The 26,097-nt window shown below is 58.3% G+C and carries 22 protein-coding genes and 1 tRNA gene; 13 read left to right on the top strand and 10 right to left on the bottom strand.

What is annotated here, in order from left to right; genetic code table 11:
* The first annotated feature begins 31 nt into the window (after nucleotides 1-31).
* Together KORLAC_RS03755 and KORLAC_RS03750 are read left to right on the top strand one after the other, a co-directional pair.
* Nucleotides 32-856, top strand: a complete 825-nt coding sequence (locus KORLAC_RS03755; protein WP_074519548.1) for a sterol desaturase family protein — start codon at nucleotides 32-34, stop codon at nucleotides 854-856.
* 174 nt (nucleotides 857-1,030) lie between these two features.
* Nucleotides 1,031-1,480, top strand: coding sequence for a DUF2147 domain-containing protein (locus tag KORLAC_RS03750; protein WP_068303289.1), 450 nt, complete (start codon nucleotides 1,031-1,033; stop codon nucleotides 1,478-1,480).
* A 76-nt stretch (nucleotides 1,481-1,556) separates the two neighbouring features.
* Here KORLAC_RS03750 and KORLAC_RS03745 read toward each other — a convergent pair whose 3' ends face one another.
* Both KORLAC_RS03745 and KORLAC_RS03740 read right to left on the bottom strand, forming a co-directional pair.
* Nucleotides 1,557-2,474: a TraB/GumN family protein gene (locus KORLAC_RS03745; RefSeq protein ID WP_068303286.1), complete on the bottom strand. Its 918-nt coding sequence runs from the start codon at nucleotides 2,472-2,474 to the stop codon at nucleotides 1,557-1,559.
* A 173-nt stretch (nucleotides 2,475-2,647) separates the two neighbouring features.
* Nucleotides 2,648-4,507, bottom strand: a complete 1,860-nt coding sequence (locus tag KORLAC_RS03740) for a hypothetical protein (RefSeq protein WP_160328589.1) — start codon at nucleotides 4,505-4,507, stop codon at nucleotides 2,648-2,650.
* 263 nt (nucleotides 4,508-4,770) lie between these two features.
* On the opposite strand from KORLAC_RS03740, the gene KORLAC_RS03735 reads away from it, so the two are divergent.
* Nucleotides 4,771-5,250: an Lrp/AsnC family transcriptional regulator gene (locus KORLAC_RS03735; RefSeq protein WP_068303281.1), complete on the top strand. Its 480-nt coding sequence runs from the start codon at nucleotides 4,771-4,773 to the stop codon at nucleotides 5,248-5,250.
* An 88-nt stretch (nucleotides 5,251-5,338) separates the two neighbouring features.
* Here KORLAC_RS03735 and greA read toward each other — a convergent pair whose 3' ends face one another.
* From greA to carA, 3 genes are all read right to left on the bottom strand, one after another.
* Nucleotides 5,339-5,812 (bottom strand): transcription elongation factor GreA, encoded by a 474-nt coding sequence (greA, locus tag KORLAC_RS03730; protein ID WP_068303279.1) that lies wholly within the window; start codon nucleotides 5,810-5,812, stop codon nucleotides 5,339-5,341.
* A gap of 147 nt (nucleotides 5,813-5,959) precedes the next feature.
* Nucleotides 5,960-9,214, bottom strand: coding sequence for a carbamoyl-phosphate synthase large subunit (carB, locus tag KORLAC_RS03725; protein ID WP_068303276.1), 3,255 nt, complete (start codon nucleotides 9,212-9,214; stop codon nucleotides 5,960-5,962).
* Between the two features lie 16 nt (nucleotides 9,215-9,230).
* On the bottom strand, nucleotides 9,231-10,412 hold the full coding sequence (gene carA / locus KORLAC_RS03720; RefSeq protein WP_068303272.1) for a glutamine-hydrolyzing carbamoyl-phosphate synthase small subunit: 1,182 nt from the start codon (nucleotides 10,410-10,412) through the stop codon (nucleotides 9,231-9,233).
* 261 nt (nucleotides 10,413-10,673) lie between these two features.
* Here carA and KORLAC_RS03715 point away from each other — a divergent pair, with 261 nt between their 5' ends.
* Complete coding sequence (locus KORLAC_RS03715; RefSeq protein WP_068303270.1) at nucleotides 10,674-11,129, top strand: GatB/YqeY domain-containing protein; 456 nt, start codon at nucleotides 10,674-10,676, stop codon at nucleotides 11,127-11,129.
* Nucleotides 11,130-11,276: 147 nt separating this feature from the next.
* Here KORLAC_RS03715 and KORLAC_RS03710 read toward each other — a convergent pair whose 3' ends face one another.
* Complete coding sequence (locus tag KORLAC_RS03710; RefSeq protein WP_068303266.1) at nucleotides 11,277-11,483, bottom strand: hypothetical protein; 207 nt, start codon at nucleotides 11,481-11,483, stop codon at nucleotides 11,277-11,279.
* Nucleotides 11,484-11,585: 102 nt separating this feature from the next.
* On the opposite strand from KORLAC_RS03710, the gene KORLAC_RS03705 reads away from it, so the two are divergent.
* The 6 genes from KORLAC_RS03705 to KORLAC_RS03680 all read left to right on the top strand — a co-directional run bounded on the left by KORLAC_RS03705 (nucleotide 11,586) and on the right by KORLAC_RS03680 (nucleotide 19,148).
* The gene (locus tag KORLAC_RS03705; RefSeq protein WP_068303263.1) at nucleotides 11,586-12,491 is read left to right on the top strand and encodes a LysR substrate-binding domain-containing protein; all 906 of its coding nucleotides are present in this window, start codon (nucleotides 11,586-11,588) and stop codon (nucleotides 12,489-12,491) included.
* 96 nt (nucleotides 12,492-12,587) lie between these two features.
* A complete protein-coding gene (dnaG, locus tag KORLAC_RS03700) occupies nucleotides 12,588-14,513 on the top strand; it encodes a DNA primase (RefSeq protein ID WP_068303260.1) in 1,926 nt (641 codons plus the stop codon).
* Nucleotides 14,514-14,556: 43 nt separating this feature from the next.
* Nucleotides 14,557-16,581 carry an RNA polymerase sigma factor RpoD gene (gene rpoD, locus KORLAC_RS03695; protein ID WP_068303257.1) on the top strand — a complete coding sequence of 675 codons (2,025 nt, stop codon included), beginning with the start codon at nucleotides 14,557-14,559 and terminating at the stop codon, nucleotides 16,579-16,581.
* Nucleotides 16,582-16,664: 83 nt separating this feature from the next.
* Nucleotides 16,665-17,513: a retropepsin-like aspartic protease gene (locus tag KORLAC_RS03690; RefSeq protein ID WP_139167686.1), complete on the top strand. Its 849-nt coding sequence runs from the start codon at nucleotides 16,665-16,667 to the stop codon at nucleotides 17,511-17,513.
* Nucleotides 17,514-17,602: 89 nt separating this feature from the next.
* Nucleotides 17,603-18,502 (top strand): tetratricopeptide repeat protein, encoded by a 900-nt coding sequence (locus tag KORLAC_RS03685; RefSeq protein ID WP_068303251.1) that lies wholly within the window; start codon nucleotides 17,603-17,605, stop codon nucleotides 18,500-18,502.
* The gene (locus tag KORLAC_RS03680) at nucleotides 18,450-19,148 is read left to right on the top strand and encodes a sulfotransferase family protein (protein ID WP_068303248.1); all 699 of its coding nucleotides are present in this window, start codon (nucleotides 18,450-18,452) and stop codon (nucleotides 19,146-19,148) included. Before KORLAC_RS03685 ends, KORLAC_RS03680 begins: the two co-directional genes overlap by 53 nt.
* A gap of 51 nt (nucleotides 19,149-19,199) precedes the next feature.
* Here the strand turns inward: KORLAC_RS03680 and KORLAC_RS03675 are convergent, their stop codons facing one another.
* Together KORLAC_RS03675 and KORLAC_RS03670 are read right to left on the bottom strand one after the other, a co-directional pair.
* Nucleotides 19,200-20,027: a flagellin gene (locus KORLAC_RS03675; RefSeq protein ID WP_068304628.1), complete on the bottom strand. Its 828-nt coding sequence runs from the start codon at nucleotides 20,025-20,027 to the stop codon at nucleotides 19,200-19,202.
* Nucleotides 20,028-20,182: 155 nt separating this feature from the next.
* The gene (locus tag KORLAC_RS03670; protein WP_241493366.1) at nucleotides 20,183-21,667 is read right to left on the bottom strand and encodes a zinc-binding metallopeptidase family protein; all 1,485 of its coding nucleotides are present in this window, start codon (nucleotides 21,665-21,667) and stop codon (nucleotides 20,183-20,185) included.
* 158 nt (nucleotides 21,668-21,825) lie between these two features.
* Here KORLAC_RS03670 and KORLAC_RS03665 point away from each other — a divergent pair, with 158 nt between their 5' ends.
* From KORLAC_RS03665 to KORLAC_RS03655, 3 genes are all read left to right on the top strand, one after another.
* Entirely contained in the window at nucleotides 21,826-22,050 is a 225-nt protein-coding gene (locus KORLAC_RS03665) for a hypothetical protein (protein WP_068303245.1), read from the top strand.
* A gap of 45 nt (nucleotides 22,051-22,095) precedes the next feature.
* Nucleotides 22,096-22,320, top strand: coding sequence for a hypothetical protein (locus KORLAC_RS03660; protein ID WP_068303242.1), 225 nt, complete (start codon nucleotides 22,096-22,098; stop codon nucleotides 22,318-22,320).
* 63 nt (nucleotides 22,321-22,383) lie between these two features.
* A tRNA-Ile gene (locus KORLAC_RS03655) sits at nucleotides 22,384-22,460 on the top strand.
* A gap of 167 nt (nucleotides 22,461-22,627) precedes the next feature.
* Here the strand turns inward: KORLAC_RS03655 and KORLAC_RS03650 are convergent.
* The gene (locus KORLAC_RS03650; protein WP_082714495.1) at nucleotides 22,628-25,135 is read right to left on the bottom strand and encodes an MtrB/PioB family outer membrane beta-barrel protein; all 2,508 of its coding nucleotides are present in this window, start codon (nucleotides 25,133-25,135) and stop codon (nucleotides 22,628-22,630) included.
* A 2-nt stretch (nucleotides 25,136-25,137) separates the two neighbouring features.
* Complete coding sequence (locus KORLAC_RS03645; RefSeq protein WP_082714494.1) at nucleotides 25,138-26,097, bottom strand: DmsE family decaheme c-type cytochrome; 960 nt, start codon at nucleotides 26,095-26,097, stop codon at nucleotides 25,138-25,140.

Below are 26,097 nucleotides of genomic sequence, written 5' to 3'. Positions count from 1 at the left end.
CATAAAATGACGACAGCAGGAGACACAAACCTTGAACTTTTCCACGGAAACCCAAACCCTGATTGAGGGACTGATCGACTGGTTCCAAGTGATCCTGACGATCGATTTCGCGCGCTACCTGTTTGGGGCAGGGGGCGTTTTCCTCCTGACCTTGCTCGGGCGGCAGTGGCTGGCGACGCGGAAAATCCGCACCAAGTCCCCGCGCAGGCGGCAGATGATGCGCGAGTTCCGTGCGTCTCTGATTACCGTTTTTGTATTCGGTGTGGTTGGGCTTTCTACCAAATTCGGGCTGGAAGCAGGCTGGATGGAAATCTATGGCGACATTGACGATTATGGCTGGGGCTATTTCGCCTTTTCGCTGATTGCCATCATCATCCTGCACGATGCCTATTTCTATTGGACGCACCGGCTGATGCACCTCAAGGGCATGATGAAGCATATCCACTGGCTGCATCACCGGTCTCATAACCCCAGCCCCTGGGCGTCCTATAGTTTCGATATGCCGGAGGCTGCTGTGCACGCGCTTTTCGTGCCGCTTGCCCTTCTCCTTCTTCCCATGCACGGCCTGGCGATGTGGTTGTTCCTTGGTCATATGATCATCCGGAACGCAATGGGCCATTCTGGCTATGAGCTCTTTCCGCGTCGCTGGGCCGTGCACCCACTATTGGGGTGGCTCACGCTTGTCACCCACCACGACATGCATCACGCCAATGGCAATTATAATTTCGGCCTTTATTTCAGCTGGTGGGACCGGCTTATGGGCACCGAGCACCCGGATTATCTGGCCCGGGTAACGGGTGATCCAGACCGCTGCCGGGCCCCGCTGGGCGTTACGGGGGCCAAAGAAAATGCATAGCTCATACATTAATGAAAGTTCAGCTATGCGTTTATTGGGGGTGGTATTAAAAGGTCGCCCCCGCCATATGCAGCACCATGTAACCGAGCGCGTAATGAGCTCCTTTGTTGGTGTCGCACAGAAACGGCCCGTGGCCGCAGACATATCCTTCCCAAAGAACGCGAGGACAAAGAGATGAAAACTTTTGTAAAAACACTGGGCGCAGCAGCCCTTCTGACCGGCCTGGCAACCTCAGGTGCCACTGCCGCAGACGCAGACCTGGTAAAAGGCTTCTGGCTGACTGGCGATAAGGGCCAGGTTGTTGAAATCAAAGCCTGTGATGAAGGCTCATCCCGCCTGTGTGGCGATGTGGTCTGGAGCCCAGCGGGCACGCCTGACGAAACCCTGGTACTGCTGGGCCTCAAGCCATCGCGCGCCAACCTTTCCAAAGGCCACTTCTGGAACAAAGGCAAAGTGATTGACCTCGAAAGCGGCAAGAAACGTGGGGGCAGCATCGAGCTTCTCGAAGACGGCACGCTGAAGGTTGCCTCCTGCAAGCGCAACCTGTGCAACAATCAGGTTTGGGAACGCCCAAGCGCTGAGATGGCTGAACTGCCAGAGCATATCCGTCTCGCCAGCCGCTAAGCAGGCCTGACAGGAATAGAAAAGGGCGGACCCCAGCCGGGCCCGCCCTTTTTATTTGTCCGAACCTGACGCGTTGCTATTGCCGCACTGCGGTCAGGCCGTATTTTTCTTTCAGCAGTTCCTGCACCGAATCCTGACCTGCCAGGTGCGCAGCGCCAACCGCGATGAAGATTTTGCCTTCGCCGTCCATCATGGTTTTGATCTGGTCTGCCCAGTCCATGTTGCGGTTAAGGAGGAGCGCGTTGGCCAGCGAGTCCTGGCCCACCATGGCGGCTTGCATCTTGTCGCCAAGCGCGTCCATATTGCCGGTGAGCCATAGGTCAACAATCTCATCCAGCATGTCCGGGTCTTCCACCATCTGACGCACACTTTCCTCAAAGAAAGCCAGCTCGTCTTCGAAGCTCAGGTTGCCGAAGACCTGCATCTGCTGGTCCAGCGTCTCAAGGTAAGCAAGAGACTTGCCTTTTGCCTTTGCTTCCCGCCACAGGATGCTGTCTACGCCAGCTTCCGGGCTGCCGCCACGGGCCTGCAGCATCAAGGCCTGAAGGCTGATGCCGGCCAACCAGGGCCGGTAGGGCGCGAAGTTGTTCACAGCGGCAGCGGGCTGCCCCATGGACGTGAGAACCGCCTCAAAATTGCTGCGTGCTTCGGGGCTCAGTTTGGTCAGGAAGGATGGGCCGGACAGGTTGATACCATATGTTTGCACAAGTTTCATCTGGGTTGCGGGCGCAATATCCACAGCTGGCGCTTCTGTCACTAGTGTGTCAGCGGCATCAAAAGCCGCGCTGATCTTGTCCGACCGCCACTGGATGGTTGGGTTCATGATGTGAACCGTGCCCAGGAGCCAGATTTCACCGTCCGCGTCCGACAGCTTCCACAAGGGAACGTCTGCGGCCTGTGCGCGGGCCGGGGATGCAAAGGCGAAAATTGCCAGCACCACCATAGGCGCCAGAAGGGCACCGATTGTGCGTTTAAGGGTCAATTCAAAAGTCATTATCGTATCCTCAAAGTCTGTGTGTCGTGACCGGGCCACGGTTTCGTGTGCCATTTGTCTGTTCAGTCTTATGACGGCGCCAAAGCTTACAGACCAGACCTAAAAAATTTAGGTCAGGCTGATTTTACCGTCTGCAGATGAACTGATGATGACTGCCCCGGAAGGACGGCAGGCTATTTCTTCAATTGGGATTTGAGGGCGCGGGCGCAGGCTGTTGCGATTTCCGACTGCAGCCGTACCTGTGCGATGGCGCCCTTTTCCCCGGCGTCCGTCAGACGCGCGAGGGATTCTTCCAGCAGCTGCAGGGTTGCCAGGATTTCTTCCTGTGCTGCATCTGTTTCAGGCGCTTGTGGTGATGTATCGTCGGGTTCTGCCGACTGCTTGCCATACCGCGTGGCTTCCTGCTGCGGGGACAGCGGCGAAAGCGCATCAGAGACCGCCTCGCGCACCATGGCGGCCGCCGTGCTGTTGATCATGTCGGCAATGGGGTTCCGCTTGGGGGCATCACCCGCCGTCTCACCAGATGTGGCCTCGCTTTCCGCCATGCGTTGGTCGGTGGCCAGATCTGCTTCCCGTGTTTCCACGGCAGACTGCAGCACACTCGGGCTATCCGTGAAGGCGGCTGGCGCTGGTGCAGGCCTACGCGTGGCTGGTGCGGCCGTATCGTGCTCGTCGTCAAGGAACAGAGGCTGGTCGTAGGTCAGCGTTTCTGTGCTTTTGGTTTCACTTGCGGGCTTCACCGGCGTCAGGATGCCTTCAAAGCCTTCAAAGATACCGCTTGTGGGGTTGAACACCGGCGCAGCTTCAAGCGTCCAGTGCTGTAGCTGTGTATCCAGTTGCGGCAGGCTGATGGGCGCATCATGGATAGTGCTGCGGCGCTGGAAGGCCCGGCTTACAGGATGGTCCAGCTTGGTATTCAGGCCCAGCATATCCAGCATGGCTGTGCCGATCAGGCGTGCGGCACCACCATAAATCTTGGCGGCGAACGGCGACACCAGGGTGATAAAGCCGTCCCGGTCACTGCGCCAGGCCCAGCCGCCAGGGCCCGGGTCGCGCAGGAAGCGCTGTTTCACCTGTTCGGCGCCGTCGGTGGAAGCCGCAGTATCCGGGGCTGTTTCAGTTAACTGCCCCGTGGCAACTGGGGTGCTTGACTGCACGACAGTGTCGGTCAGTTGGTTCGGGCGGCCATCAGCGCCCTGGTCCGATGTGCCAACCATCTTGGTCTCTGGCGCATTGATGCGGTCGCTCATGCGCTCGGCAATCAGGTCTTCGTCGGTGCGCAGAATTCTGAGGCTGGCAGCCTTCTTTTCAAAACTCTCGACAGGACCGAAGCCTTCCGGGCGCAGCCGGGTCACGGTGGCGGCAAAACCTGTGTTGTCGCCGGTTGACCCTGCGGTCATGACAGCAGCGCTGCCGCCGCCCGCCGCAACGCGGCGCGGTTCGATTTCCTCAATGTGGTGGGTGTCCTGCTGCTCGTTCACGGCTTCGCTGGCGTCAGCCGTATCTGGCTGTGCGCCCAGGTCATCACGCCAGAGCGCGAGCGTGGAGCGGCCTTCAAACGGCGGCGCGGCGGGAGCGGCGCGGGCAAGCGCTATCCACACATTGGCGGAAAGGTCAGAGCGGGTTGCCAGAATCTGGTGATGTTCGCGGCCGGTCTGGCCGATCAGCTCAATGATGTCATCTTCATCGAACGGGGCGTTTTTCAGCAGGTCTTCCATCAGGCTGGCGCGGTCACGCACAAGGCGGTGCACCAGGTCCATTGGCGGTTTGGCCTGGCCGGCCAGAATTTCGGAAACAGTGCGGCGGCTGTCGGGCTCAACGTGGGGGATCAGGGCTTCAATCACATCCAGAAGCTGCGCACGCGTGGGCTCTTTCACAGGCGCCTTGCCTGTGAGGAACATGTCCACCAGCGACCGGAAAAGGGTTGTGCGGTCTTCGCCGTCGCGCTCACGCGCGTAGGCCACCAACTCCCGAATCCGACTGTCCAGTGCGTTCATGTCGAATGCCGACACTTTGCCCACTTCGATACCCACTTCAACTGTCACGCATCACGAAGCATATGCCGCGCAACGCCATGGCCGTCCCAGCCAGGAAAATTTTGTTTTTAAGTGGGGTGAAAATAGCTCCCGAATCACCCTGACTTCTATACTACTCAAAAAGAATCATGATGCTAGTGATGATTAACATTAGAAATATAATTGTTTGAAATTGGAACTTTATTTTAAAAACGCCCTTCTGTAGTATGCGGGTCAGTCCCTCGGGGGGATGTTTCGGGGGTTATTCAAGGAGTATAAGTATGGGGCGTGTCAAACTTGATGCGGTCGACCGCAAAATCCTGTCGTGCCTGCAGGCCGAAGGACGTATCACGAATGTGGAACTTGCGGAACGGGTGGGGATTACGGCCCCGCCATGCCTGCGTCGCGTGCGCGCACTTGAGGAAGAAGGGTACATCCGTGGCTACCACGCTGACCTGAATCAGGAAGCGCTGGGCTATGGCTTGACGGTCTTCGCCATGGTTGGCCTGCATAGCCAGGCAGAGGCAGACCTTCAGAAGTTCGAGGAACAGTGCAAAGGCTGGCCGATGGTGCGTGAATGTTTCATGCTCAATGGCGAGATCGATTTCATGCTGAAAATCGTCGCCCACGACCTGGCGGCCTTCCAGCATTTCCTGACCAGCGAACTTACGCCGGCGCCCAATGTGGCCAGCGTGAAGACGTCGCTGACGATCCGGACATCCAAGCACACGCCGGGTGTACCGCTGCCGGAAGTGTCGTGAAATTAGTTAGAGGCGGTCTTTAAAGACCCATGAAAAAGCCCGCTGGTGTCAGCGGGCTTTTTGTTTGTCTGCTAGCTGGCGCGGCTACCTATTTGAATTCCACCTTGGAAATTTCATAGTAGCGTTCGCCGCCTGGCGTTTTCACTTCCACTTCAACGCCCACGTTGCGGCCAATCAGGGCGCGTGCGATCGGGCTTTGGTAGGAAATCTTGCCGGCTTTGACGTCACCTTCATCGGCGCCGACAATCTGGTAGATCACTTCTTCGTCGTCTTCATCGATAAGCGTGACAGTGGCGCCAAACACGACCTTGTCGCCTGAAAGGCTGGTCGGGTCGATCACCTGGGCGCGCGACAGCTTGCCTTCAAGCTCCATGATGCGGCCCTCAATGTGGCCTTGGCGCTCTTTTGCCGCGTGATATTCAGCGTTCTCGGAAAGGTCGCCATGGGCGCGCGCTTCTTCAATCGCCGCCACCACAGAGGGGCGCTCAACGCTTTTCAGATTTTTCAGTTCTGCAGCCAGACGGTCGTAACCGTCCTGAAGCATGGGCACTTTGTCGTTCATGTGTCCCGTCCGTTGTTATTTTTCATTACAGGGCCAGCACAGTGCCGACCGTATACAAAACAGGAGCGCCGACCCGTTGGGGCCGGCGCACTTATTTCCATTTAGTCACAATTTGGCAAAAAATCAAGCCAGATCGGATGGTCGCGCCTAGGCCGCGAAATCCTGCAGGCGTTTGACATCAAGCGTTTTGGCCTTCAGGGCCTTCAGGGCCTGCACCGATGCTGCCGCCGCTGCCATGGTGGTATAGTATGGCAGTTTCATCAGAAGCGCGGTGTTCCGAAGCTCGAAGCTGTCCTTGATGGCCTGTTTGCCCTCGGTGGTGTTGAACATCAGCTGCACTTCGCCGTTTTTCATGATGTCCAGCACGTGCGGGCGCTGGCCTTCTGTCACCTTGAACACACGCTTCACTTCAAGGCCGTTGGTCTTGAGGTAATCGGCGGTGCCGCCGGTGGCAATGACGTCATAGCCCATGTCCAGAAGGTCGCGCACCAGGGGTACCAGCGCGTATTTGTCACCGTCCTTCACGGATACGAACACCTGGCCGCTTTCCGGCAGTTTCACGCCCGCCGCAAGCTGCGATTTGTAGAAGGCCATCGGGAAGTTGTCGGCAATGCCCATCACTTCGCCGGTGGATTTCATCTCTGGCCCCAGAAGCACGTCCACGCCCGGGAAGCGCGCCCAAGGAATTACCACTTCCTTCACCGCGACATGTTCGGTGATTGGGTCCTTGAGGTCGAATTCCGTCAGCTTGCAGCCGGCCATCACTTGTGCTGCAATGGCAGCCACGGGGTAGCCCACGGCTTTGGCAACAAATGGTACGGTCCGGCTGGCGCGCGGGTTGACCTCAATCAGGTACACATCGCCTTCCTTGACCGCGAACTGCACGTTCATCAGGCCAACCACATTCAGCGCCTTTGCAAGCTCGCGCGCCTGACGCTTCACTTCATTGACGATGCCAACAGGCAGGCTGTAGGGCGGCAGGCTGCACGCGCTGTCGCCAGAGTGGATGCCCGCTTCCTCAATGTGTTCCATGATGCCGGCGATATGGATGTTTTCGCCGTCAGAAAGCGCGTCGACGTCTACTTCAATCGCGTCCTTGAGGAAGCCGTCGATCAGCACGGGGCTGTCGCCGGACACATGCACCGCTTCAGCGATATAGCGGTCCAGGCCTTCCTGGTCATAGACGATTTCCATCGCCCGGCCGCCCAGCACATAGCTTGGGCGGATCAGAACCGGGTAGCCAACGCGGTCGGCCACCTTGATGGCTTCTTCGTGGCTGCGCGCCAGGCCGTTGCTTGGCTGTTTCAGGCCCAGTTTTTCTACCAGTTCCTGGAAGCGCTCGCGGTCTTCCGCCAGGTCGATGGCGTCCGGGCTGGTGCCCAGGATCGGGATGCCGGCAGCTTCAAGCGCATGCGCCAACTTCAGCGGCGTCTGGCCACCGAACTGCACAATCACACCCTTCACGGTGCCGTTTTCCTGTTCCTTGCGGATGATCTCAACCACGTCTTCGGCCGTCAGGGGCTCGAAATACAGGCGGTCCGAGGTGTCATAGTCGGTCGACACGGTCTCCGGGTTACAGTTGATCATGATGGTCTCATAGCCCGCGTCAGAGAGCGAGAAGCAGGCGTGACAGCAGCAATAATCGAACTCGATGCCCTGGCCAATGCGGTTCGGCCCGCCACCCAGGATCACGATCTTTTCGCGGTCGGTCGGGTTGGCTTCGCATTCAGGCTTCTCGCCCGCCGCGAAGGTCTCGTAGGTGGAGTACATGTAAGGCGTTTTGGCTTCAAACTCGGCCGCGCATGTGTCGATGCGCTTGAAGCTTGGGCGCACGTCCATATCCAGCCGCGCTTTCATCACCGCCGCTTCCGGCACACCGGCCAGCTTGCCGATGCGGGCGTCGGAGAAGCCGTGCATCTTCAGTTTCCGAAGCTGGCGCGCATCTGTCGGCAGGCCGTCATCAGCGATGCGCTTTTCCATGCCCACCAGCATTTCAAACTGGCGCAGGAACCATGGCTCATAGTGGGTGATGCTGTGAATTTCCTCGAGCGTCATCCCCTCGCGGATGGCCTGCACGATGCGCAAGAGCCGGTCAGGCTTGGCCACGGCCAGGTCACGCACGATCGGCGCGAAATCACCGCTGCCGGGCACATAGCCGTCGAACTTCACTTCATCCAGCCCCGAAAGGCCGGTTTCCATGGAGCGCATGGCTTTCTGCAGGCTTTCGGTGAAGTTCCGGCCCACGGCCATCACTTCGCCTACGGATTTCATCGCGGTCGACAGTACCTGTTTGGTGCCGGCGAATTTCTCGAACGTGAAGCGCGGTACCTTGGTGACCACATAGTCGATGGTTGGTTCGAACGACGCAGGCGTCACGCCCGTGATGTCGTTATCCAGCTCATCCAGCGTGTAGCCCACGGCCAGCTTGGCCGCGACCTTGGCGATCGGGAAGCCGGTGGCCTTGGACGCCAGCGCGGACGAGCGGCTCACACGCGGGTTCATTTCAATCACGATCAGGCGGCCGGTTTCCGGGTTCACGGCGAACTGCACGTTCGACCCGCCGGTTTCCACGCCGATTTCACGCAGAACCGCAAGCGATGCGTTCCGCATCACCTGATATTCCTTGTCCGAAAGCGTCAGGGCAGGCGCGATGGTGATGCTGTCGCCGGTGTGCACGCCCATCGGGTCCACGTTTTCAATAGAGCAGACAATGATGCAGTTGTCGTTTTTGTCCCGCACCACTTCCATCTCATATTCTTTCCAGCCCAGGATGCTTTCCTCAACCAGCACTTCGTTGGTGGGGGATGCGTCCAAGCCCGCTTTGACGATGGCTTCGAACTCTTCCTTGTTGTAAGCCACACCACCACCGGTGCCGCCCATGGTGAAGGACGGGCGGATGATCGCAGGCAGGCCGGTGATCTCTTCCATCACGGCAATGGCTTCTTCGTAGCTGTGGGCTGTGCGGCCGCGGCAGACCTCAAGGCCGATCTTTTCCATCGCGGCATTGAAGCGGCGGCGGTCTTCGGCTTTGTCGATCGCGTCCTCGGAAGCGCCAATCAGCTGCACGCCGTATTTCTCAAGCGTGCCGTCCTGCGCCAGCGCCAGGCCTGTATTCAGGCCGGTCTGGCCGCCCATGGTGGGCAGCAGTGCGTCGGGGCGCTCTTTCTCAATGATCTTGGCAACTACTTCTGGGGTGATCGGCTCTACGTAGGTTGCGTCTGCCACCTCGGGGTCGGTCATGATGGTGGCGGGGTTACTGTTCACCAGAATCACCCGGTAGCCTTCTTCCCTGAGCGCCTTACAGGCCTGGGTGCCGGAATAATCAAATTCACACGCCTGCCCGATGATAATGGGGCCCGCGCCGATAATCAGAATGCTTTTGATGTCGGTTCTTTTTGGCATTGGTAGGTCCCTTGGCTTACGCGGCGTTTTTATGTTTTTGGATCAGATCCATGAAGTCTTCGAACAGGTAGAAGCTGTCCTGCGGACCGGGCGATGCTTCCGGGTGCTGCTGCACCGAGAAGATCGGCTTGTCCGTGCATTCGATACCGCAGACCGTGCGGTCGAAGAGGCTGATGTGGCTGATTTTCACGTTCGAAGGCAGGCTGTCGCCATCGACCGAGAAGCCGTGGTTCATGCTGGTGATTTCCACCTTGCCTGAGCGGAGGTCCTGAACCGGGTGGTTCGCGCCCCGGTGGCCCTGGTGCATCTTGTAGGTCTTGCCGCCGAACGCGAGCGCCAGCAGCTGGTGGCCGAGGCAGATGCCGAAGATCGGCAGGCCGGTTTCAATCAGCTTGTGGATAACGGGCAGGGCATATTCGCCGGTGGCTGCCGGGTCCCCCGGGCCGTTGGAGAGGAAAATCCCATCGGGCTTCAGCGCCATGATCTCGTCGAAGCTTGCGGTGGCAGGCACCACGGTCACTCGTGCGCCGGTCGCGGCCAGGCACCGCAGGATGTTATCCTTGGCGCCGTAATCCACGGCTACAACGTGGGCTTTCGGGTCCTTGAGTTCGGCGTAACCGTGGGCGATGGTCCAGCGGGCGCCGGTCCATTCCCGGTTTTCCTTGCAGGTCACTTCTTTTGCGAGGTCCATGCCTTTAAGGCCGGGCCAGTCTTCCGCTTGTTTCAGAAGGGCCGCGATATCGAACTTGCCGTCTTTATTATATACAACCACCCCGTTCGGGGCGCCGTTATCGCGAATGTGGCGGGTCAGCTTCCGCGTGTCGATGCCGGCGATGCCCACAAGGCCCATCGCGGCGCACCAGTCGTTCAGGTGCTTCACGGCGCGGAAGTTGGCGGGCTCGGTGATGTCCTCGCGGATCACCAGGCCGCGTGAGGCCGCCGTATCGCGTTCCATGTCTTCGATGTTGGTGCCGACATTGCCCACGTGCGGGAAGGTGAAGGTGATGATCTGGCCGGCGTAGGATGGGTCTGTCAGGATTTCCTGATAGCCGGTCATGGAGGTGTTGAAGCAGACTTCACCAACGGCGTCGCCTTCCCTTCCAAATCCATATCCCCAGAAAACAGTTCCGTCTGCCAACACCAGAGCGGCGGTGATATCCTCAGCGGGTCGCTGGGTGGGGAGTGTGGAGTCGGTCATGGGGGCGGGTTCCTCCTGCCTATGGTTTCACACATGTTCCCTTGCGTATCAAGGGATTAGCCGGTAAAAGAGCGCGCTGTGCGCCCTAGTGGGCGTCGGCCAAATTGACGGGACAATAAGCAAAAGGGCCCCGGGGGTCAAGTAAAGAATTTAAAAAAATACTCAATAAAATCAATGGGTTACGAGGTGTTTCCGATTTGCCAGCTGGTAGGCAATGCGGTATGATGTGCGCTTCCGACTCGTAAAATCAGGGTGGTGTTTATGTTGCGGGACGAACTCAATCAGTCAATGAAGGCGGCGATGCGCGCGAAAGAAACGCGTAAGCTCTCTACTGTGCGCCTGATTCTGGCTGCGATCAAAGAAAAAGATATAGAACTTCGGACAACAGATGGTGGCGACCGCGATGACGACGCCATGATCACCGATATTCTGTCGAAAATGGTCAAGCAGCGCCGGGACAGTATCAAGGCCTATGAAGAGGGCGGTCGGTGTGAATTGGCGGAGCAGGAGAAGGCCGAGATTGCAATCATCGAGGAGTTCCTGCCCAAGCAGATGTCCGACGATGAGATCAAGGCTGCGTGCGAAGCAATTGTGGAAGAGCTTGGCGCCGAAGGCCTCAAGGACATCGGTCGCTGCATGGCTGCCATGAAGGATAAATATGCCGGCCAGATGGATTTCGCCAAGGCCAGCAAGACCATCAAGGGCATGCTGAGCTAACAGCGACCAAAGCATGAATTCAAGGAGAAGGGCGGCGCCGGTTTGGCAGCCGCCCTTTTCAGTTGACCGGGCGGTGTCACACCCGGTGGGGTAAAAACGTGTGGGCAGAATAGTGAAGTAAGGGGGTCTCCCTGCCGTACCGCGTTCCTAGATTTTGATCACCTGCATGGGGCGGATTTCGGGGTATGGCCGCTTCCGTCGCGCAGGTTCCTTGTTTGTCTCTGTGTCAGACTGCTCGCTGGCGATTTTTCTGCTGCTGTACAGGATCTTCTCGTCAATCGGCGCCAGGAGGGTCGCCAGTTTTGAGAAAAAGCTTATCTTTTGGCTTTCTTTAGATTTGATTTTCTTAGGCATATCGTGACTCCGTTTTCTTATAGTTGTTGATATCGTGTATTTTTTTGAGTATTTCAATTTCGTAGTTTTAAGGCTTTGGCTTAGAAATATTAAGGAAATGATATGCGCTACAAGCTGCAGTCCCTGTCTGGTCTTCTGGCGTTCGATGCGGCGGCGCGCCACGGCAGCCTGACGCTGGCGGCAAAAGAGCTGGGGCGGACCCAGTCTGCAGTTAGCCAACAGGTGAAGGGGCTGGAGGAACAGTTGGGCTTCGCCCTGTTTGTACGCAAGCCGCGGGAGATCGAGCTGACATCAGCCGGCCGGTCGCTGGCGAAAGCGGTCAAGCAGGCGCTTGAAGGCATTGACGACAAGGTCACCACGCTGATGCGCCGACACGAGCCCAATGTGATCCGTCTGTCGGCCTATCATTCCTTCGCTATCCAGTGGCTCATTCCGCGCCTGCCGCGTTTTTCCATGGCACACCCGGAAATCGATATCCGGCTGAATGCGGACGATCACCAGGTTGATGTCGTCGCTGAAGGCTACGACCTGGCCATCCGGGGCGGCTGGCTTGGCAAGCTGCCAGCGGGCGTAACACCCATGCGGGTTGAAAAATATATGCCCGTGTATGCGCCGTGCCTTGCGGACGGGCGGGAGATCACTGTGAATGAGTTGGCGGACTATCCGCTGATCGGCTATGAGGACCGAAGCTATTGGAACGGCTGGCTGGAGCATAACGGGGTGGAGCTTGAGGACCCTGATTTCGGCAAGACCTACAGCCACTCTGGCCTCTTGGTGCAGGCGGCCGTGGTGGGCGCAGGCATCGGTATGGCACCACTGGCGACTGCGGCGCAGGCGCTGATCGACGGCAGGCTCAGGTGCGTGCCGGGCAAGCCATCCAGCAACGGCTTCTGTTTTCACGCCGTCACGGCGGGCGACCCGGTCAGTGAAAATGTTGCGCTGTTCATCGATTGGCTGCAGGAGGAGATGGACCAGATGGAGGTCGACCTGCAGCAATATATTGCATAATCGGCAGCAGGTGTTTCCTGATCGATTCCCTCTGTTCTCAGCCGGTGTGTTAGGCTAGAAGAGGTGTCTTCCGGTTTTTACTTTTAGTGGGTGGTTATGGCGCTTAGTCCGCAGTTTCTGGATGAGCTGAAGCACAGATTTACTCTGTCCGACGTGGTTGGACGGCATGTGAAGCTTGTGCGCCATGGGCGCGAGCATCAGGGACTGTGCCCGTTCCATAATGAAAAGACTCCTTCCTTCACCGTGAATGACCAGAAAGGCTTCTATCACTGCTTCGGCTGCGGGGCGCACGGCAGCGTGCTTGATTTCGTCATGGGCACCCAGGGCATGGAGTTCATGGAAGCGGTGGAAATGCTGGCGGGCGAAGCCGGTATGGAAATGCCGCGCCAGACACCTCAGCAGATTGAACGCGACAAGAAGCGTGGCACGCTTTCCGAGGCCATGGACACGGTGGCTAAATGGTATATGGCGCAGCTGAAGGGCCAGATTGGCCGTGGCGCGTATGACTATATCAAGGGCCGGGGCCTGACGGATGAGACGTTGGAGCGCTTCGGCATGGGTTATGCGCCCGCCGCCCGCACCGCCCTCAAGGACGCCATGATCGCGCGCGGCATTGGTGAAGACCAATTGATTGAAACCGGTATGCTGATCAAGCCCGAGGGCGGCGGCGCCAGCTATGACCGGTTCCGCGACCGGCTGATGTTCCCGATCACCGACAGGCAGGGCCGGGTGATCGCATTCGGCGGCAGGGCACTAAGTAAGGACGCCAAGGCCAAGTATCTCAACAGCCCGGAAACCACGCTGTTTCACAAAGGTGCGACCCTCTATAACTGGGCCAATGCCCGCGCGGCCTCCTATGACGCCGGGCAGGTGATGGTGGTTGAGGGCTATATGGATGTGATTGCGCTGGCACAGTCAGGCATCGATTATGCCGTCGCGCCCCTCGGCACTGCGCTCACGGAAGAGCAGATATCGCATCTTTGGCAAATGGCGGATGAGCCGATCCTGTCGTTTGATGGTGACAACGCGGGCCTGCGCGCCGCATCGCGGGCGGTGGAACGCTCGCTGCCGATGCTCAAGCCTGGCAAGTCGCTCCGCTTCATTATCATGCCAGAAGGGGACGACCCCGACAGCCTGGTGCAGCGCGAGGGTAAGCGCGCCATTGAGAAGCTGATCGACAAGGCTGATCCGCTGGTAAATGTGCTGTGGCGCAACCTCACAGAGGGCGTGCCGGTGGACACACCAGAGCGGCGGGCAGGGCTGGAGAAAAAAATCTTCGGAACGCTTTCCGAAATCGAAGATGAAAACGTCAAGAAGCTGTACCAGACAGAATTCAGGAACCGGATCTGGGAATTGTTCCGCCCGGCCAAGCGGCAGGGCGGTCAGGGTGCGCGCCGTACGGGTGGCCCTGGTGGCGGCAACCAGCGGTTCCAGAAGAAGAATGCGGGCGGCATGCAGCCATGGCAACAGGGCGGCGGTTTGAAACACACATCATTTGCACAGGGTGACAAGGGCCGGCCGGTAACGGACCGGATGGAGAAGACCATTATCCTGACGCTGGTGCACCACCCCGAAATCCTGATCAAGCATGAAGAAATGGTGGCGGGCCTCGAGTTCGGCACATCAGGACTTGACGATTTGCGCAATGCGTTATTAGAGAAGGCCGCTGCGGGTGAGACCCTTGACCATGAGGCGGTGATTGCCCATCTGGAAGACAGACCGGAGATGGCGACGCTTGAAAAGCTCCTGGCGGAACGGGCGCTGAGGGATGACTGGTTCGCCTGGACGGATGCGGCGCTATCGGATGCGCTGACTGGATTCGAGCATATTGTCTCGCGATTCCAGCATATTACGGCGGCAAAAGCGGCATATGAACAGGCTGAGGCTGAATTTGCGGCCGACATGACAGAAGAAAATAGAGACCGATTTATCGCGGCGCAGGAGGCATTCCGGGCGCTCGAGGAAAAAGTAGCAGACAAAGAAGGATACCGGCTCGAATCAGGCAGGTTTTCTTTCAATTAATATGGTATAGACTGCGATTCGCGCAGATCTGGAGAAAAAATACATGGCAAAAGATGCGAATCAGGAAGACGACAAGGCAACCGGCACTGAGGAAAGCGGCTCTCGCCCCCTTGGTGACACCACGGAGGCCGCCGTCAAGAAGATGATCGCAAAGGCCAAGGAGCGGGGCTACATCTCGTATGATGAGCTCAATGCTGCCTTGCCGACCGAGGAAATGTCATCCGAAAAAATCGAAGACATCATGACCATGCTGTCTGAGATGGGGATCAACGTGACCGACGGCGACGACCCTGACGAAGCCGAAGGCGACGAAAAAGAAGCCGAAGAGACCGAACAGGAAGAGTTCAAGACCACAGACAAGAAGGAAGCGAGCGATCGCACCGACGACCCTGTGCGCATGTATCTGCGCGAGATGGGCTCTGTGGAACTGCTGTCGCGTGAGGGCGAGATCGCCATCGCGAAGCGGATCGAGGCCGGTCGAGCCACTATGATCGAGGGCCTGTGCATGAGCCCGCTCACGTTCCGCGCCATCATCGAATGGGCCGAGCGTCTCGAGAATGAAGAGATGCTGCTGCGCGATATTATCGACCTTGAAGCCACGCTGGGCAAAGAACCAGACAGCGCCGACCTTGAAGACGAGGACGGCGGCGACGTGATGAAGGAAGGTGCCGAAGCCGCAGACGACAAAGACAAGAAAGACGATGAGTCCAAGAAGGATGACGAGTCTTCCGACGAGGCTGGCGACGGTAACAACGATAGTGACAGCAACAATGATGATGACGACGATGAAGACGAGGCAGCAATGTCTTTGTCGGCCATGGAAGCGCATCTGAAGCCAGAAACTATCGAAAAGTTCCGATTGATTACAGCGACTTACAAGAAATACGCCAAGCTTCAGGATGCCCGACTTGCGGCAGCTGTTCAAAGCGACACTCTGTCGACCGCGCAGGAGCGCCGCTTCAAGAAGCTGCGCGAAGACCTGATCGAGCTTGTGAGCTCCGTACGGTTCAACAACATGCGGATCGAAGAGCTGGTAGACGAACTGTACGGCCTGAACAAGCGCCTGATGAGCCTCTCTGGTCGCCTGCTGCGTCTGGCTGAAAGCCACAAGGTTTCCCGTACAGCTTTCCTGGACGAGTATCAGGGCAACGAACTTGAAGACGGTTGGGCTGAGCGCGTTGGCAAGCTCAAAGGCAAGGGTTGGGCGGCTTTTGTCCTCAACGAAGGCAGTGCCATCAACAACATTCGCGACCAGGTGAGCGACGTTGTCGGCCGCACAGGCCTGCATGTGAACGAATTCCGCCGTATTGTTCGCACGGTGCAGAAGGGCGAAAAAGAAGCCCGTATCGCCAAGAAGGAAATGGTGGAGGCCAACCTCCGTCTGGTGATCTCGATCGCCAAGAAATACACCAACCGTGGCCTGCAATTCCTGGATCTGATTCAGGAAGGTAACATCGGCCTGATGAAGGCGGTGGATAAGTTCGAATATCGCCGCGGTTACAAATTCTCGACCTATGCCACTTGGTGGATCAGGCAGGCCATCACCCGCTCGATCGCCGACCAGGCGCGCACCATCCGTATTCCGGTGCATATGATTGAGACGATCAACAAACTGGTGCGCACAGGCCGCCAGATGCTGCACGAAATTGGCCGCGAAGCCACGCCGGAAGAACTGGCGGAGCGTCTGTCCATGCCGCTTGAGAAAGTGCGCAAGGTGATGAAGATCGCCAAGGAGCCAATCTCCCTTGAAACGCCAATCGGCGACGAGGAAGACAGCCACCTGGGTGACTTTATCGAAGACAAGAATGCGATCCTGCCTGTGGATGCAGCGATCCAGTCGAACCTGCGTGAGACCACAACACGCGTGCTGGCATCGCTGACGCCGCGGGAAGAGCGCGTTCTGCGGATGCGTTTTGGTATTGGCATGAACACCGACCACACGCTCGAGGAAGTCGGCCAGCAATTCTCTGTAACCCGGGAGCGTATCCGTCAGATCGAGGCAAAGGCGCTCAGGAAGCTGAAGCACCCAAGCCGGTCGCGTCAGCTCAGAAGCTTCCTCGACACTTAGAGGCAGGCTTTGTGACTGGACTGAATAAAATCCGGGAAGGCAGCCGTGCATGGCTGCCTTTTCTGTTTTTGTGCATATGTCATGTGCTTCAGCCGCTGGTGGCCGCAGAAGATTCTGTGTCCGGGGCGCCGAAACTGCAACAGGATGAACATGGCCGCATGCTGGTGGATGTGCACGTAGGCGGTGAAGGGCCTTTCCCCTTCCTGCTGGATACCGCCGCCAGTCGCACGGTTATGTACCGCACGCTGGTCAGCCTTCTGGAACTGGAGGCTGTCCCGTTCAAATCCCGTCGTGTGATGACAGCGACCGGCGCGCGTGAGATGCAGCTGTACCGAGTTGGCGATCTTGAGGCGCTTGGCAAGACGCTGAGAGTCAATGAAACCGTAGCCATGCCCGACCCCGCCTTGGAGGGTACCTCCGGTATACTGGGGATTGATCTGTTGCGCGGGCACCAGTTGCTCTTGGACCGCACAGGCGCACGGCTGGATGACGACCGCAACCTGAAGCGTGAAGCGGGTTGGCTGGACCTCAAAGCCCGCGCTGTGGGTTATGGCTCGCTGGCGGTTACTGTGATCATCGAAGGCGTTGAAATTCATGCACTTGTCGATACGGGCTCGGGCCACACGGTGCTGAACGGCCCGGCGCTTCAGGCGCTTCAGGAGGTCATTCCGGAAGGCATGACGGATGATCAGGCCAGCGTGTCTGCCTCGGGCAGGGCGATGGCTGCCAGCGTGATTAAAGTGCCCGCCATGTCGATCGGCCCTTGGCGGCTGACAGACCAGCGGCTGGTATCCGCGCACCTTCCCGTCTTCTCAACTTTCGGCGCATCCCGTGCGCCCGCTATGATCCTGGGCATGGACGTGCTGTTGCAGGCCGATGTCGTTGCCATGGATTTCAGGCGCTGGCGCATGATGGTCAGGCCGAAGGACTAATTAGAAACCTGGGGTGCTTCGCTGTTGGAATTCAGCCTCTCGCGGTGTACCTCAGGAAGAGTAACCTGTAACACAGGCAGTCCAATTCGATGAATGAACCACGCAAACTTCACCTGGAGAAAATTTCCAGGGCCGAGCGCAGCGAAGACCAGTCGGCCTTGCGGGCGGCCTTTGCAGATGCCCTGCGGGAGCTGCCGGATGATCCGGTGGTGCTGGGAAAGTGGGCGGACTATATGTTCGGCATCGGGGAAAAGGATATTGCGCGCCAGGCGGTGCGGAAGGCCTTTAGCCTTACGCGGGACAATCAGCATCATTTGAAAATGGCCCTGTGCGACAAAATGTATGGCATGGGGATGCAGAAGATCGCGGCCAAGTCGTTGCCGAAGCTTATTTCCAGCGAACGCACGCTGGAAACATTGGTGAGGATCAAGATTCTGTCGGCGCGCAGGGACGAGATCAGCGTGCGCCAGGCTTGTGAACAGTTGGTTGAAAGGGCTGAGTTGGAGCCCGAGCAATGGCGTGAGATATCGCGCCTTGCGCTTGTCTGCGGCAATCCTGCTGTGGCGGTTAAGGCGTTCCTCAAGTGTATTAAGCTGGCCGATGCTCCGCCAAAGGATATGGCAAGGCTTGCGTCTCTGCACATCGAAAACAACGATCTGGATAGCGCCTGGAATGTTTTGAAGTCTTTGCCCCGTGAGGTTCTACAACAGCCGGACATGCTGGCGGTTCAGGGAAGTTGCCTGCGAAAGCGCGGCCAGAAGACCGAAGCCGTGGAAGCTTATCTGCAATTGCTGGATCATCGGCCCAGCCACCCTGCTGCCTGGAGCGGCCTTGCAAATCTGGCGGACAAGGCCGATCTTCCAGGTCTCGTGACTCGATGCGAAGACGTGTTGAATGGCAATCAAGTGGGGGGCGACAATGCTATGAGTCTTTGGTATGCCGCGGTCAGGTACATCCCTGCTGGAACGTGTTCTGGCCTCTCTGCCTGAGGTCCGGGCGGGCGGGGAATGCAAGGCGCTGGCACTTGTCGCGACAGGGCACCACCAGGACGTGCTTCGCAAACATGCGCCGGAACCACGGGCACTGGACAGTGAGGCATGGCAAGCCATGGCGAGCGATTATTGGAATGCCACATGGGTTCAGGGCCGGTTCGTAACGGATAAACTGCCACAAAATTATGCCAATTTGGGCTGGGGCATGAAGATGTTCCCTACAGCCCCGATCATTCACCTCAAACGTGACCCACGGGATATCGGCTGGTCAATCTATAAGCGCTTTATGCGGGTGACGTTTGCCTACGCGACCAAGCAGGAATCAATGGCCCATGCTATCAGGCAGTGCGAAGACTATATGGACTATTGGAAAAGTGTGGCACCAGGCCGCATTCTAACGGTTCAGTATGAGGGTCTGGTTCAAAACCCGGAATCCATGACCCGTAAGATCACAGAATTCTGCGGTTTGGAGTGGACGGACGCCTGCCTGTCACCCGAGAAGCTGGATATTCCCTCATTTACGCTGAGCGAACAACAGGTGCGGGAGCCCATCAATACGAAAGGTCTTGGGCGTTGGAAGGAATATGAAGAATTTCTTCAGCCCATGATCAGGGCCTTGGATGAATATGGCCTACTGACATAGAAAACGACCGGGCAAAGCTCCGGCCGTTTTTTCTGAAGCTGGTTATGGTGCCTAGCGGAACAGCGACAGGATCGCGCCCGGCGCCTGGTTCGAAATCGACAGGGCCTGAATACCCAGCGCCTGCTTCACCTGGTTGGCTTCGAAAGCGGCGCTGGTTGCGCCCAGGTCGGCATCAACAAGATTGCCGATCCCCTCTTCGGTGGCGTTCGAGAGCGATTCCGTGAAATCCTTGGTTTCCTGCAGCTGGCTGGCACCCGCGCCCAACTGGGACAGGGAGCTTGAGAGATTGCTGATCGAATCTTCAATCGCCGATACAGCCGCCTGCGCGTCCGCAACAGAGCTGATGCCCTGGCTGGCGCTCAGTGTTACATTCGGCCCGCCGAGCGACAGGTCCTGCGCGTCAATCTGGATCACGCCCTGGCCGTCAGCGCCGGTGACCGCAACGATATCATCGCCGCCGGATTTCACCGCGTTGGTGCCGTTGAATTCGGCATTGTCGACGATCGAGGTGATCTGGTCACGGAGCGCCCCGAATTCGTCATTCAGCGCCTGTCGGCTGACATCATCAAGGCCGGGATCAGAGGCCGTTACGGCCTTTTCCTTCAGCTCCAACAACAGGTCAGACACACCGTCCCCGGCGGCCAGCGCCACATCGGTGGTGGAGAGCGCCCGGTCAAGGGATCCCTTGACGCTGTTGAGGCCCGCGACATCGGCTTTGAGGAGTTGCGCGATCGACAGGATCGCGGCGTTATCTTTTACACTGTCGACTTTCTTGCCAGTGGAAATTTCATTTTGCGTTTTAGCCTGAAGCGAATTCGTACGCTGCAGGTTACGCACGCCCAGCAAACTGCTGGCGTTCGTATTGATCGAGTTTACCATTTTCAGCACCCATAGGTTCACCGGCGGACCCCTCCGCCAGTCGGCATTCTACCTGCAGGCAGTATGGCACAAATCAGGGGAAATATGAAGGAATGGATAAAATTGTCGGGGTCTGGCATCCCGGCGGGCATTACCCACCGGGACGGAGGCAGCCTTTAGTCTGCCTTGCTGATGAAGGCGCTGATGGCGTTCTTGAGCGCCAACACATCCATTTTGTCGGATACCGCCACTGGTGTGTGGATCGACAACAGGGGTACGCCGAAATCGATGGTGTCGATATTCAGCTTCGCCAGTTCCTTGCCCAGCGTCCCGCCGCCGGCGCGTCCCACCTTGTATGTGGTGGTTTGCCAGGCCACGTTGGCGTCATCAAGGGCCGCGCGTGTCCAGGCGATAAATTCGCTGTTGGCGTCAAAACCGCGGCCATAGAGCTTGATGTTCACACCAAAGCCAAGGCGCGGTGCGTTCGTCAGTTCCCATGCACTTGGGCTCATGGGGTTCACGCCGGGGTTGACGTCAATCGACAGCGCTTTTGACGCCCTCAGCGCGCGGGTGAACAGCGGCTGGCGATAGGCTTCGCCCAGCTCGGCATAGACAAGCTCGCTCACCAGATCCGGCAGGTAGGTGCTTGAGGCACCGGAGACATTCACATTGCCGCTTTCTTCATTGTCGGCAAACTGGATGATGGTGGTATGCGGCAGGCGCTTCGTGTCGAAGGCTGCCATCATGCTGGCGAAGGCCGCCAGCCTGTCATCCTGGCCGTAAGCGGCCACAAGGCGACGATCAAGGCCCATGTCGCGGGGCTTCATGGCGGGCACCAGCGACAGCTCAGCCGATACAAGATCAGCCGCCTCGATATCATAGTTGGACTTGAGGAAACGGAAGACCCATTCGCTGGCGCTGAATTTGCCGTCCTCGCCGTGCGGGCCGTGGGCCACAATGGGGTCGAGGTCTTCATGCTGAACCACGTCGCGGGCGTTTTTCTTCATCTGGTCGCGCGCCGTGTGCGGCGACAGGTCAGGGATCATCAGAATCGGGTCGTCACCCTTCAGGCCAATGGAAATCTGGACAGTCTTGCCGTCCTTGGTGTCCACGCGGCCGACAAGCGCCAGCGGGATGTTGGTCCATTGGTAGGTCTTGATGCCGCCGTGATAGTTGGTCTGGAACAGGGCAAAGCCTTGGGCTTCATCCACGGGGCGGCCCTTCAGCTCAAGGCGCGGGCTGTCGATATGGCTTGCGACAATCCGCAGGCCGGCGCTGGTGGGGGCGCTGCCGCCGATGATCAGCGCCATGGCACGGTCGCGGTTGATGTGGAAATATTTCGCACCCGGTGTCACGGGTGTGCCGGGCTTCCATTCCTCAAAGCCGTTGCGTTCGGCTTCGGCGCGGATCGCGGCCACGGTCAGCAGTTCCGTGCGGGCCTTGTCCAGGAAAGCCTTGTAGGTTTCACCGAACGCGTCGGCCTGGGCCTTGTCGTCCTTTGACGCTGTTTTCCACGCGCTGTCGCACGCGCCCTGGGGGCAGGTGGTGTCGGCGGCCCGGGCGGGCAGGGTTGCGATCAGGGCGCTGGCCATCAGGCCTGCAGCCAGCGCAGGCTTCAGGGCAGACTTGATGGCTGATTGGGGGCGCATCAACGATGACATTCTGTTTCCTCCAGTCGGTATGGGATTCTTGCTGAAGCAGACCCTAGAATGTGGCCGCATGCATTGCAAACCCTCTTCGCGCTCCTTATATCGGAAGATATAAAGATTTCGGGGCGGGCTTGCCCTGGCTATAATGAGACCGACGCGAGGAGTGGGGAATGAACCAATATTCAATGGTGGTGCTGATTGTTCTGGCCGTGATGTGCGCTGGCGCCTTTAAGCACTGGGCAAAACTGCAGCATGAAAAACTGAGGTCCCGGCAGGACAAGGCCGACGACGCGACAAGCAAACGCATCGCCGAGCTTGAAGACCGCGTCCGCGTGCTGGAGCGCATTGTCACCGACAAGAGCGAGCGCCTGAAACAAGAAATCGACGCACTGTAAGAACCGGGCAACCGGCTGCAGGACATTCATAAGGGGGGAAGACAGATGGGCGGACAAGACTTTGTTCTGGCGATCATTTTCGGATCGTTCATATTCGCGGGCGTGATGCACTGGATGAAAATCAAGGCGGATGCCGTCAAGGCAAAGGCCGCCGGGCTGGACGGTGACGCCCGGGCCGAGATCGCCGAGCTGAAGAAGCGCATTGACGTGCTGGAGCGCATCGTGACCGACAGAAGCACACGCCTGAAGGAAGAGATTGATGCGCTTTAACAACGCGCGTCATTTTTCACTACCCATCGGGGAAAGAGTTTGCTACCTAACGCTCCGTGGTTTGGGCCTGTAGCTCAGCTGGTTAGAGCCGGCCGCTCATAACGGCTTGGTCGGGGGTTCGAGTCCCTCCGGGCCCACCACTTTTATTATATGCATTCTCAGAGAAAGCTGGAAATTTCTCAGAAAAAGCTGGAAATGGACCGGGCAGAGTTCACGAGGACTCGTCCGGTTTTTTCTGTATAGCGGACCTTGATAGGTTACACAACTAAGGCCAGCTCTTCGCCAAAAGCGAACTTATGCGATCGGGCTAATATCCTATTGCCACATACAAGCCTATTAGGTGAGCGGTGAAGTTGGCGGGTTGGATGCCAAGATATATGTCGTTTCCGACAAGTGGTGAAGTGAAGCCTGAGTAATGATAATCATCTAACGCCTCATGCTCCAGGCGGTACCGTAGGTTCAGCCGCATGTGGTCAGAAATCCTGTAGCCGAGCCGGGCATTCAGGTGATGCATGAGGAAAGTCTGGTCGGGTAATCCAGTCCCGGCTACCTCGACGCTGACACGACCGTCAAAGGCACCAGTTGAAGCATAGCCATAGTCGAGCCGACTGCGGTTTCGCGAAAACATATAGGTCAGATCCAGGGTCCAGTCATCCATTTGCCGCTGATAGCCGCCGCCAAAGGCCCACCCTTTTTCTCCCTGGGTGGCGGACCATGCGTTGGCGAGCGGGTAATTCGTGCCGCCAGCTGTGCCGTCGGTGCTGTTGGGGCCGACATCCCGAATGCTGGCGACGTTGCGGTTTGCGCTGTCGTATGACGCAAAGGCATAGAGCGACGTGCGCGGCCCGCTCTGCCAGGTCAGCTCCGCATTCAGTTTTGAGCTTTTGCTATCCCGGAGGCCGAAATCCGCCCGGTAATCCTGTCGGCTGAGGGTGGCGGAGACGGCGAAGTCCACCGTTGGAGCCAGGATGAAATTCACCTGCCCCTTGAGGACATGGAGATGATGAGCTGCGAGGTCGAACTTGCGGAAGCTGGACAGGGTATGCGGGCTGTCTCCATCGTCATACAGCGGGAGATAACCGTCGAGTGACGACGTGTAAAAGGCCTCATAGGGGTTGGAAATATACGGGGTGCCACTGCGGTTGGTGTAGCGGTATGACAGGCGCGCGGTTGCGAAACGTACTGCCCGGGTCGAGACACCAAGTGAAAGCACAGTATCCCGCGTCGTCTCCACTTCCCGTGGCCTACGTGTTTCCTCAACATAAGAGGCTTTCATGGTCAGCTTGGTCTTGTGGGTAAAGCGGTAGTCAGCCTGCGCGGCGATCTTGAGCCGATCCTTGGTGAAAGGCATGTTGCGGAACCGCACCCGGCTGCCCGGACTGTCGGGTGTATAAAGTCCGGACAGGCGCGGCATAACGCCCCCAAGCCCGCCATCCAGAGCAATGTAGCCATGCTGGCCTGTGAGTGGATTGAAGGCCATATAATTCGTGTCGTAGCTTTCGTCCTGCAGGTTGAGCGCCAGCGTGACCCGCAACCGGCGGGCAGGGACGAGGAGGAGCTTGGAATTGAGCGTCAGTCGGTCTCGTTTGGCAGCGGTGGTGGTCTGGCTGAGCGCCCCTGTCGTGTTCCAGAGGCTGAGATCCAAGAGGCCGCCGGGCAGAGGCAGGACACCTTGATTGATGGTCGGGGGTAACAGGTCTTCGTCTTGGCGGGCTGTACTATAGTGCGCGGCAACGGTTACCCTGCCGTTCCAGAAGGACAAGGGCGCCGAGAGGTCCGCTGAAATCATATGATACCGGTTGTCCGGGGGAAGTGCCTGCCTGGCGAGAGGCGCCGTGAAGTTAGGCAGGAAGGGCGATAGGCCAGGGTTTTCCACCGTCAGCGCCGTATTGGCGTTGCGGAACAGGGACCCATGGTACTGGAGCCGCGCTGCCACCGTCTGCCCGGTGTAATCGAGCGCCAGGCGGAAATCGGTGGTTTGATAGTCGATGGGCTCAACCGTTTCCAGCGTTTGTCCGAAGGTCGGGAATGCGAAGCCGGTGCCGAAGGGGCGGCTGCCCTTGCGCCACTCATGTTGAACCGACGCTTCGGCGGCCAGTTGTTTGGTAAGCGACAGGCGGGCGACTAGCCCGCCTTTTTCACGCTTCAGGGAAAGGCGCGTGGGCGAAGTCTCGCCAAGGACGCCAAGCAGTTGATCGCGGCTGGCTATACCGGGCATCAGGTCGTTTGGGAGCCGTAGGTGTCCGGTTCCCACGCCGTCCCAGACAGGTTTGGCATTGGTCGCGAATACATGCCTGAGCGATTGGAAAAAGCCCGTCACTTCATAGTGACCTGTCCTACCCATGCTGGCTGTCACATAGCCGTCGTCTCGGTGCGGACTGCCGGCGACAAGGTTGAAAAATTGCCCAGTCGACCTGTTTTGGCCACTGATGACGGCCCGGCTTATGGAAGGCCCCTGGCTGCGGTCGGCATATTCCCCGAAGCCCTGAGCATCTGTAGTGCCGCTGGTGATCCGGGCGCCGGCCTCAATGAAGCCATGCCATTGCCAGCCTTGGTCTCCGGTACGGGTTTGAGGCGACCAGTTGCGGGGCATGCCATACAGAAAGCCGCTGGGCGTCCGCGGCGATGGGTTGATAAAACTCAGGCCATCCGGATGCGGTGCCCACCAGGGCGCAGTCGCATGGCTGTCGCTGTTCCCCTGCTGTTTGCTGCCGGGGGGCAATATCTGGGCAACTGCACCGGAACATGGGCCCAGGACAGCCACAAACACCATGCCGACGATAGGAGAAGCGAATTTTGTAACGTGCCCTCTCATGATTACCTCTGCAGCCGGGATCCGGCTGGGTGGTTCGAGCCATGAATCTGCGAATGGCAGTTTTGGCAGCTGCGGCTCACCAGGCGCGGGTCAGGGAAACGTGCATCGGGCAGGAAACCACTGGTGATCAGTTCGTTCATGTGGCCGCTCATGCTATGGCATTGCTGGCATAATAGCGGGCGGGCGGTGACCAGCAGTTTTTCATGGTTTGATCCGTGTGGACTGTGGCATGTCAGGCAATTGTCGCTTACGGGAGCGTGCTCGAACAGAAACGGCCCGCGTTTTTCTGCATGGCAGCTGTAGCAGGTTTCGTTCACCGTTGGTGTGTGCAACAGCATGTCGAAAGCCGAGCCATGCGGGTTGTGGCAGTCAAGACATCCAACTTTGCCTTCAAAGAGCGGCATATGGGACATGCGGTTGAAGTCGATCCGCGTTTCCCGGTGGCACATCATGCAGGTGTCATTGACACTTTCGCGGGCCAGCAGGTTCCGACCTGATATGCTTGCCATGGGATTGTGGCAGTCGCTGCAGGCGAGGTCGGCGGTTTCGTGCACTGACGCGTGCCAGTGAAGGCGTTTGCCGCCATCATGGCAGGCCAGACACTGACCGTTCTGTGTTTGGATGCTGTGTTCGCTGGTGCGGGAAAACCGGACGATGGATAAAGGGTCGTCCGGGGCTTGGATGTGTGCGGAACCTGGCCCGTGGCAGCTCTCACATTCGATCTGCGTGCCTGAGGGCCGGGCATGAACCGTGTGGGCCCAATGCTCTGCCGCAAGCGTGTGGCAGTCGGCACAGACGGCCATGCCGACAGGACGACTTTGGGAAAGAAGGACATCAGGCTGCGGTGACAATCGGTCCCGTGCGCCCACCGCCAACGCAATAAAGAGTGCTGCCCCCAGAGAAAAAATCAAAACGGGGGATGAGAGGAATACGCTCATACTACGGAAACCGAGCTTGGCCAC

Source organism: Kordiimonas lacus, from assembly GCF_001550055.1.
Classification (GTDB): domain Bacteria; phylum Pseudomonadota; class Alphaproteobacteria; order Sphingomonadales; family Kordiimonadaceae; genus Kordiimonas; species Kordiimonas lacus.
The sequence above is the reverse complement of the archived record's forward strand: the minus strand, read 5'-3'. Positions and strand labels throughout refer to the sequence as shown.

Coding starts and splice junctions, on each gene's coding strand:
- KORLAC_RS03750 (WP_068303289.1), top strand. CDS start 1,031: ATGAAAACTTTTGTAAAAACACTGGGCGCAGCAGCCCTTCTGACCGGC.
- KORLAC_RS03745 (WP_068303286.1), bottom strand. CDS start 2,474: ATGACTTTTGAATTGACCCTTAAACGCACAATCGGTGCCCTTCTGGCG.
- KORLAC_RS03735 (WP_068303281.1), top strand. CDS start 4,771: ATGGGGCGTGTCAAACTTGATGCGGTCGACCGCAAAATCCTGTCGTGC.
- greA (WP_068303279.1), bottom strand. CDS start 5,812: ATGAACGACAAAGTGCCCATGCTTCAGGACGGTTACGACCGTCTGGCT.
- carB (WP_068303276.1), bottom strand. CDS start 9,214: ATGCCAAAAAGAACCGACATCAAAAGCATTCTGATTATCGGCGCGGGC.
- carA (WP_068303272.1), bottom strand. CDS start 10,412: ATGACCGACTCCACACTCCCCACCCAGCGACCCGCTGAGGATATCACC.
- KORLAC_RS03715 (WP_068303270.1), top strand. CDS start 10,674: ATGTTGCGGGACGAACTCAATCAGTCAATGAAGGCGGCGATGCGCGCG.
- KORLAC_RS03710 (WP_068303266.1), bottom strand. CDS start 11,483: ATGCCTAAGAAAATCAAATCTAAAGAAAGCCAAAAGATAAGCTTTTTC.
- KORLAC_RS03705 (WP_068303263.1), top strand. CDS start 11,586: ATGCGCTACAAGCTGCAGTCCCTGTCTGGTCTTCTGGCGTTCGATGCG.
- dnaG (WP_068303260.1), top strand. CDS start 12,588: ATGGCGCTTAGTCCGCAGTTTCTGGATGAGCTGAAGCACAGATTTACT.
- rpoD (WP_068303257.1), top strand. CDS start 14,557: ATGGCAAAAGATGCGAATCAGGAAGACGACAAGGCAACCGGCACTGAG.
- KORLAC_RS03685 (WP_068303251.1), top strand. CDS start 17,603: ATGAATGAACCACGCAAACTTCACCTGGAGAAAATTTCCAGGGCCGAG.
- KORLAC_RS03680 (WP_068303248.1), top strand. CDS start 18,450: ATGCCGCGGTCAGGTACATCCCTGCTGGAACGTGTTCTGGCCTCTCTG.
- KORLAC_RS03675 (WP_068304628.1), bottom strand. CDS start 20,027: ATGGTAAACTCGATCAATACGAACGCCAGCAGTTTGCTGGGCGTGCGT.
- KORLAC_RS03670 (WP_241493366.1), bottom strand. CDS start 21,667: ATGTCATCGTTGATGCGCCCCCAATCAGCCATCAAGTCTGCCCTGAAG.
- KORLAC_RS03665 (WP_068303245.1), top strand. CDS start 21,826: ATGAACCAATATTCAATGGTGGTGCTGATTGTTCTGGCCGTGATGTGC.
- KORLAC_RS03660 (WP_068303242.1), top strand. CDS start 22,096: ATGGGCGGACAAGACTTTGTTCTGGCGATCATTTTCGGATCGTTCATA.
- KORLAC_RS03650 (WP_082714495.1), bottom strand. CDS start 25,135: ATGAGAGGGCACGTTACAAAATTCGCTTCTCCTATCGTCGGCATGGTG.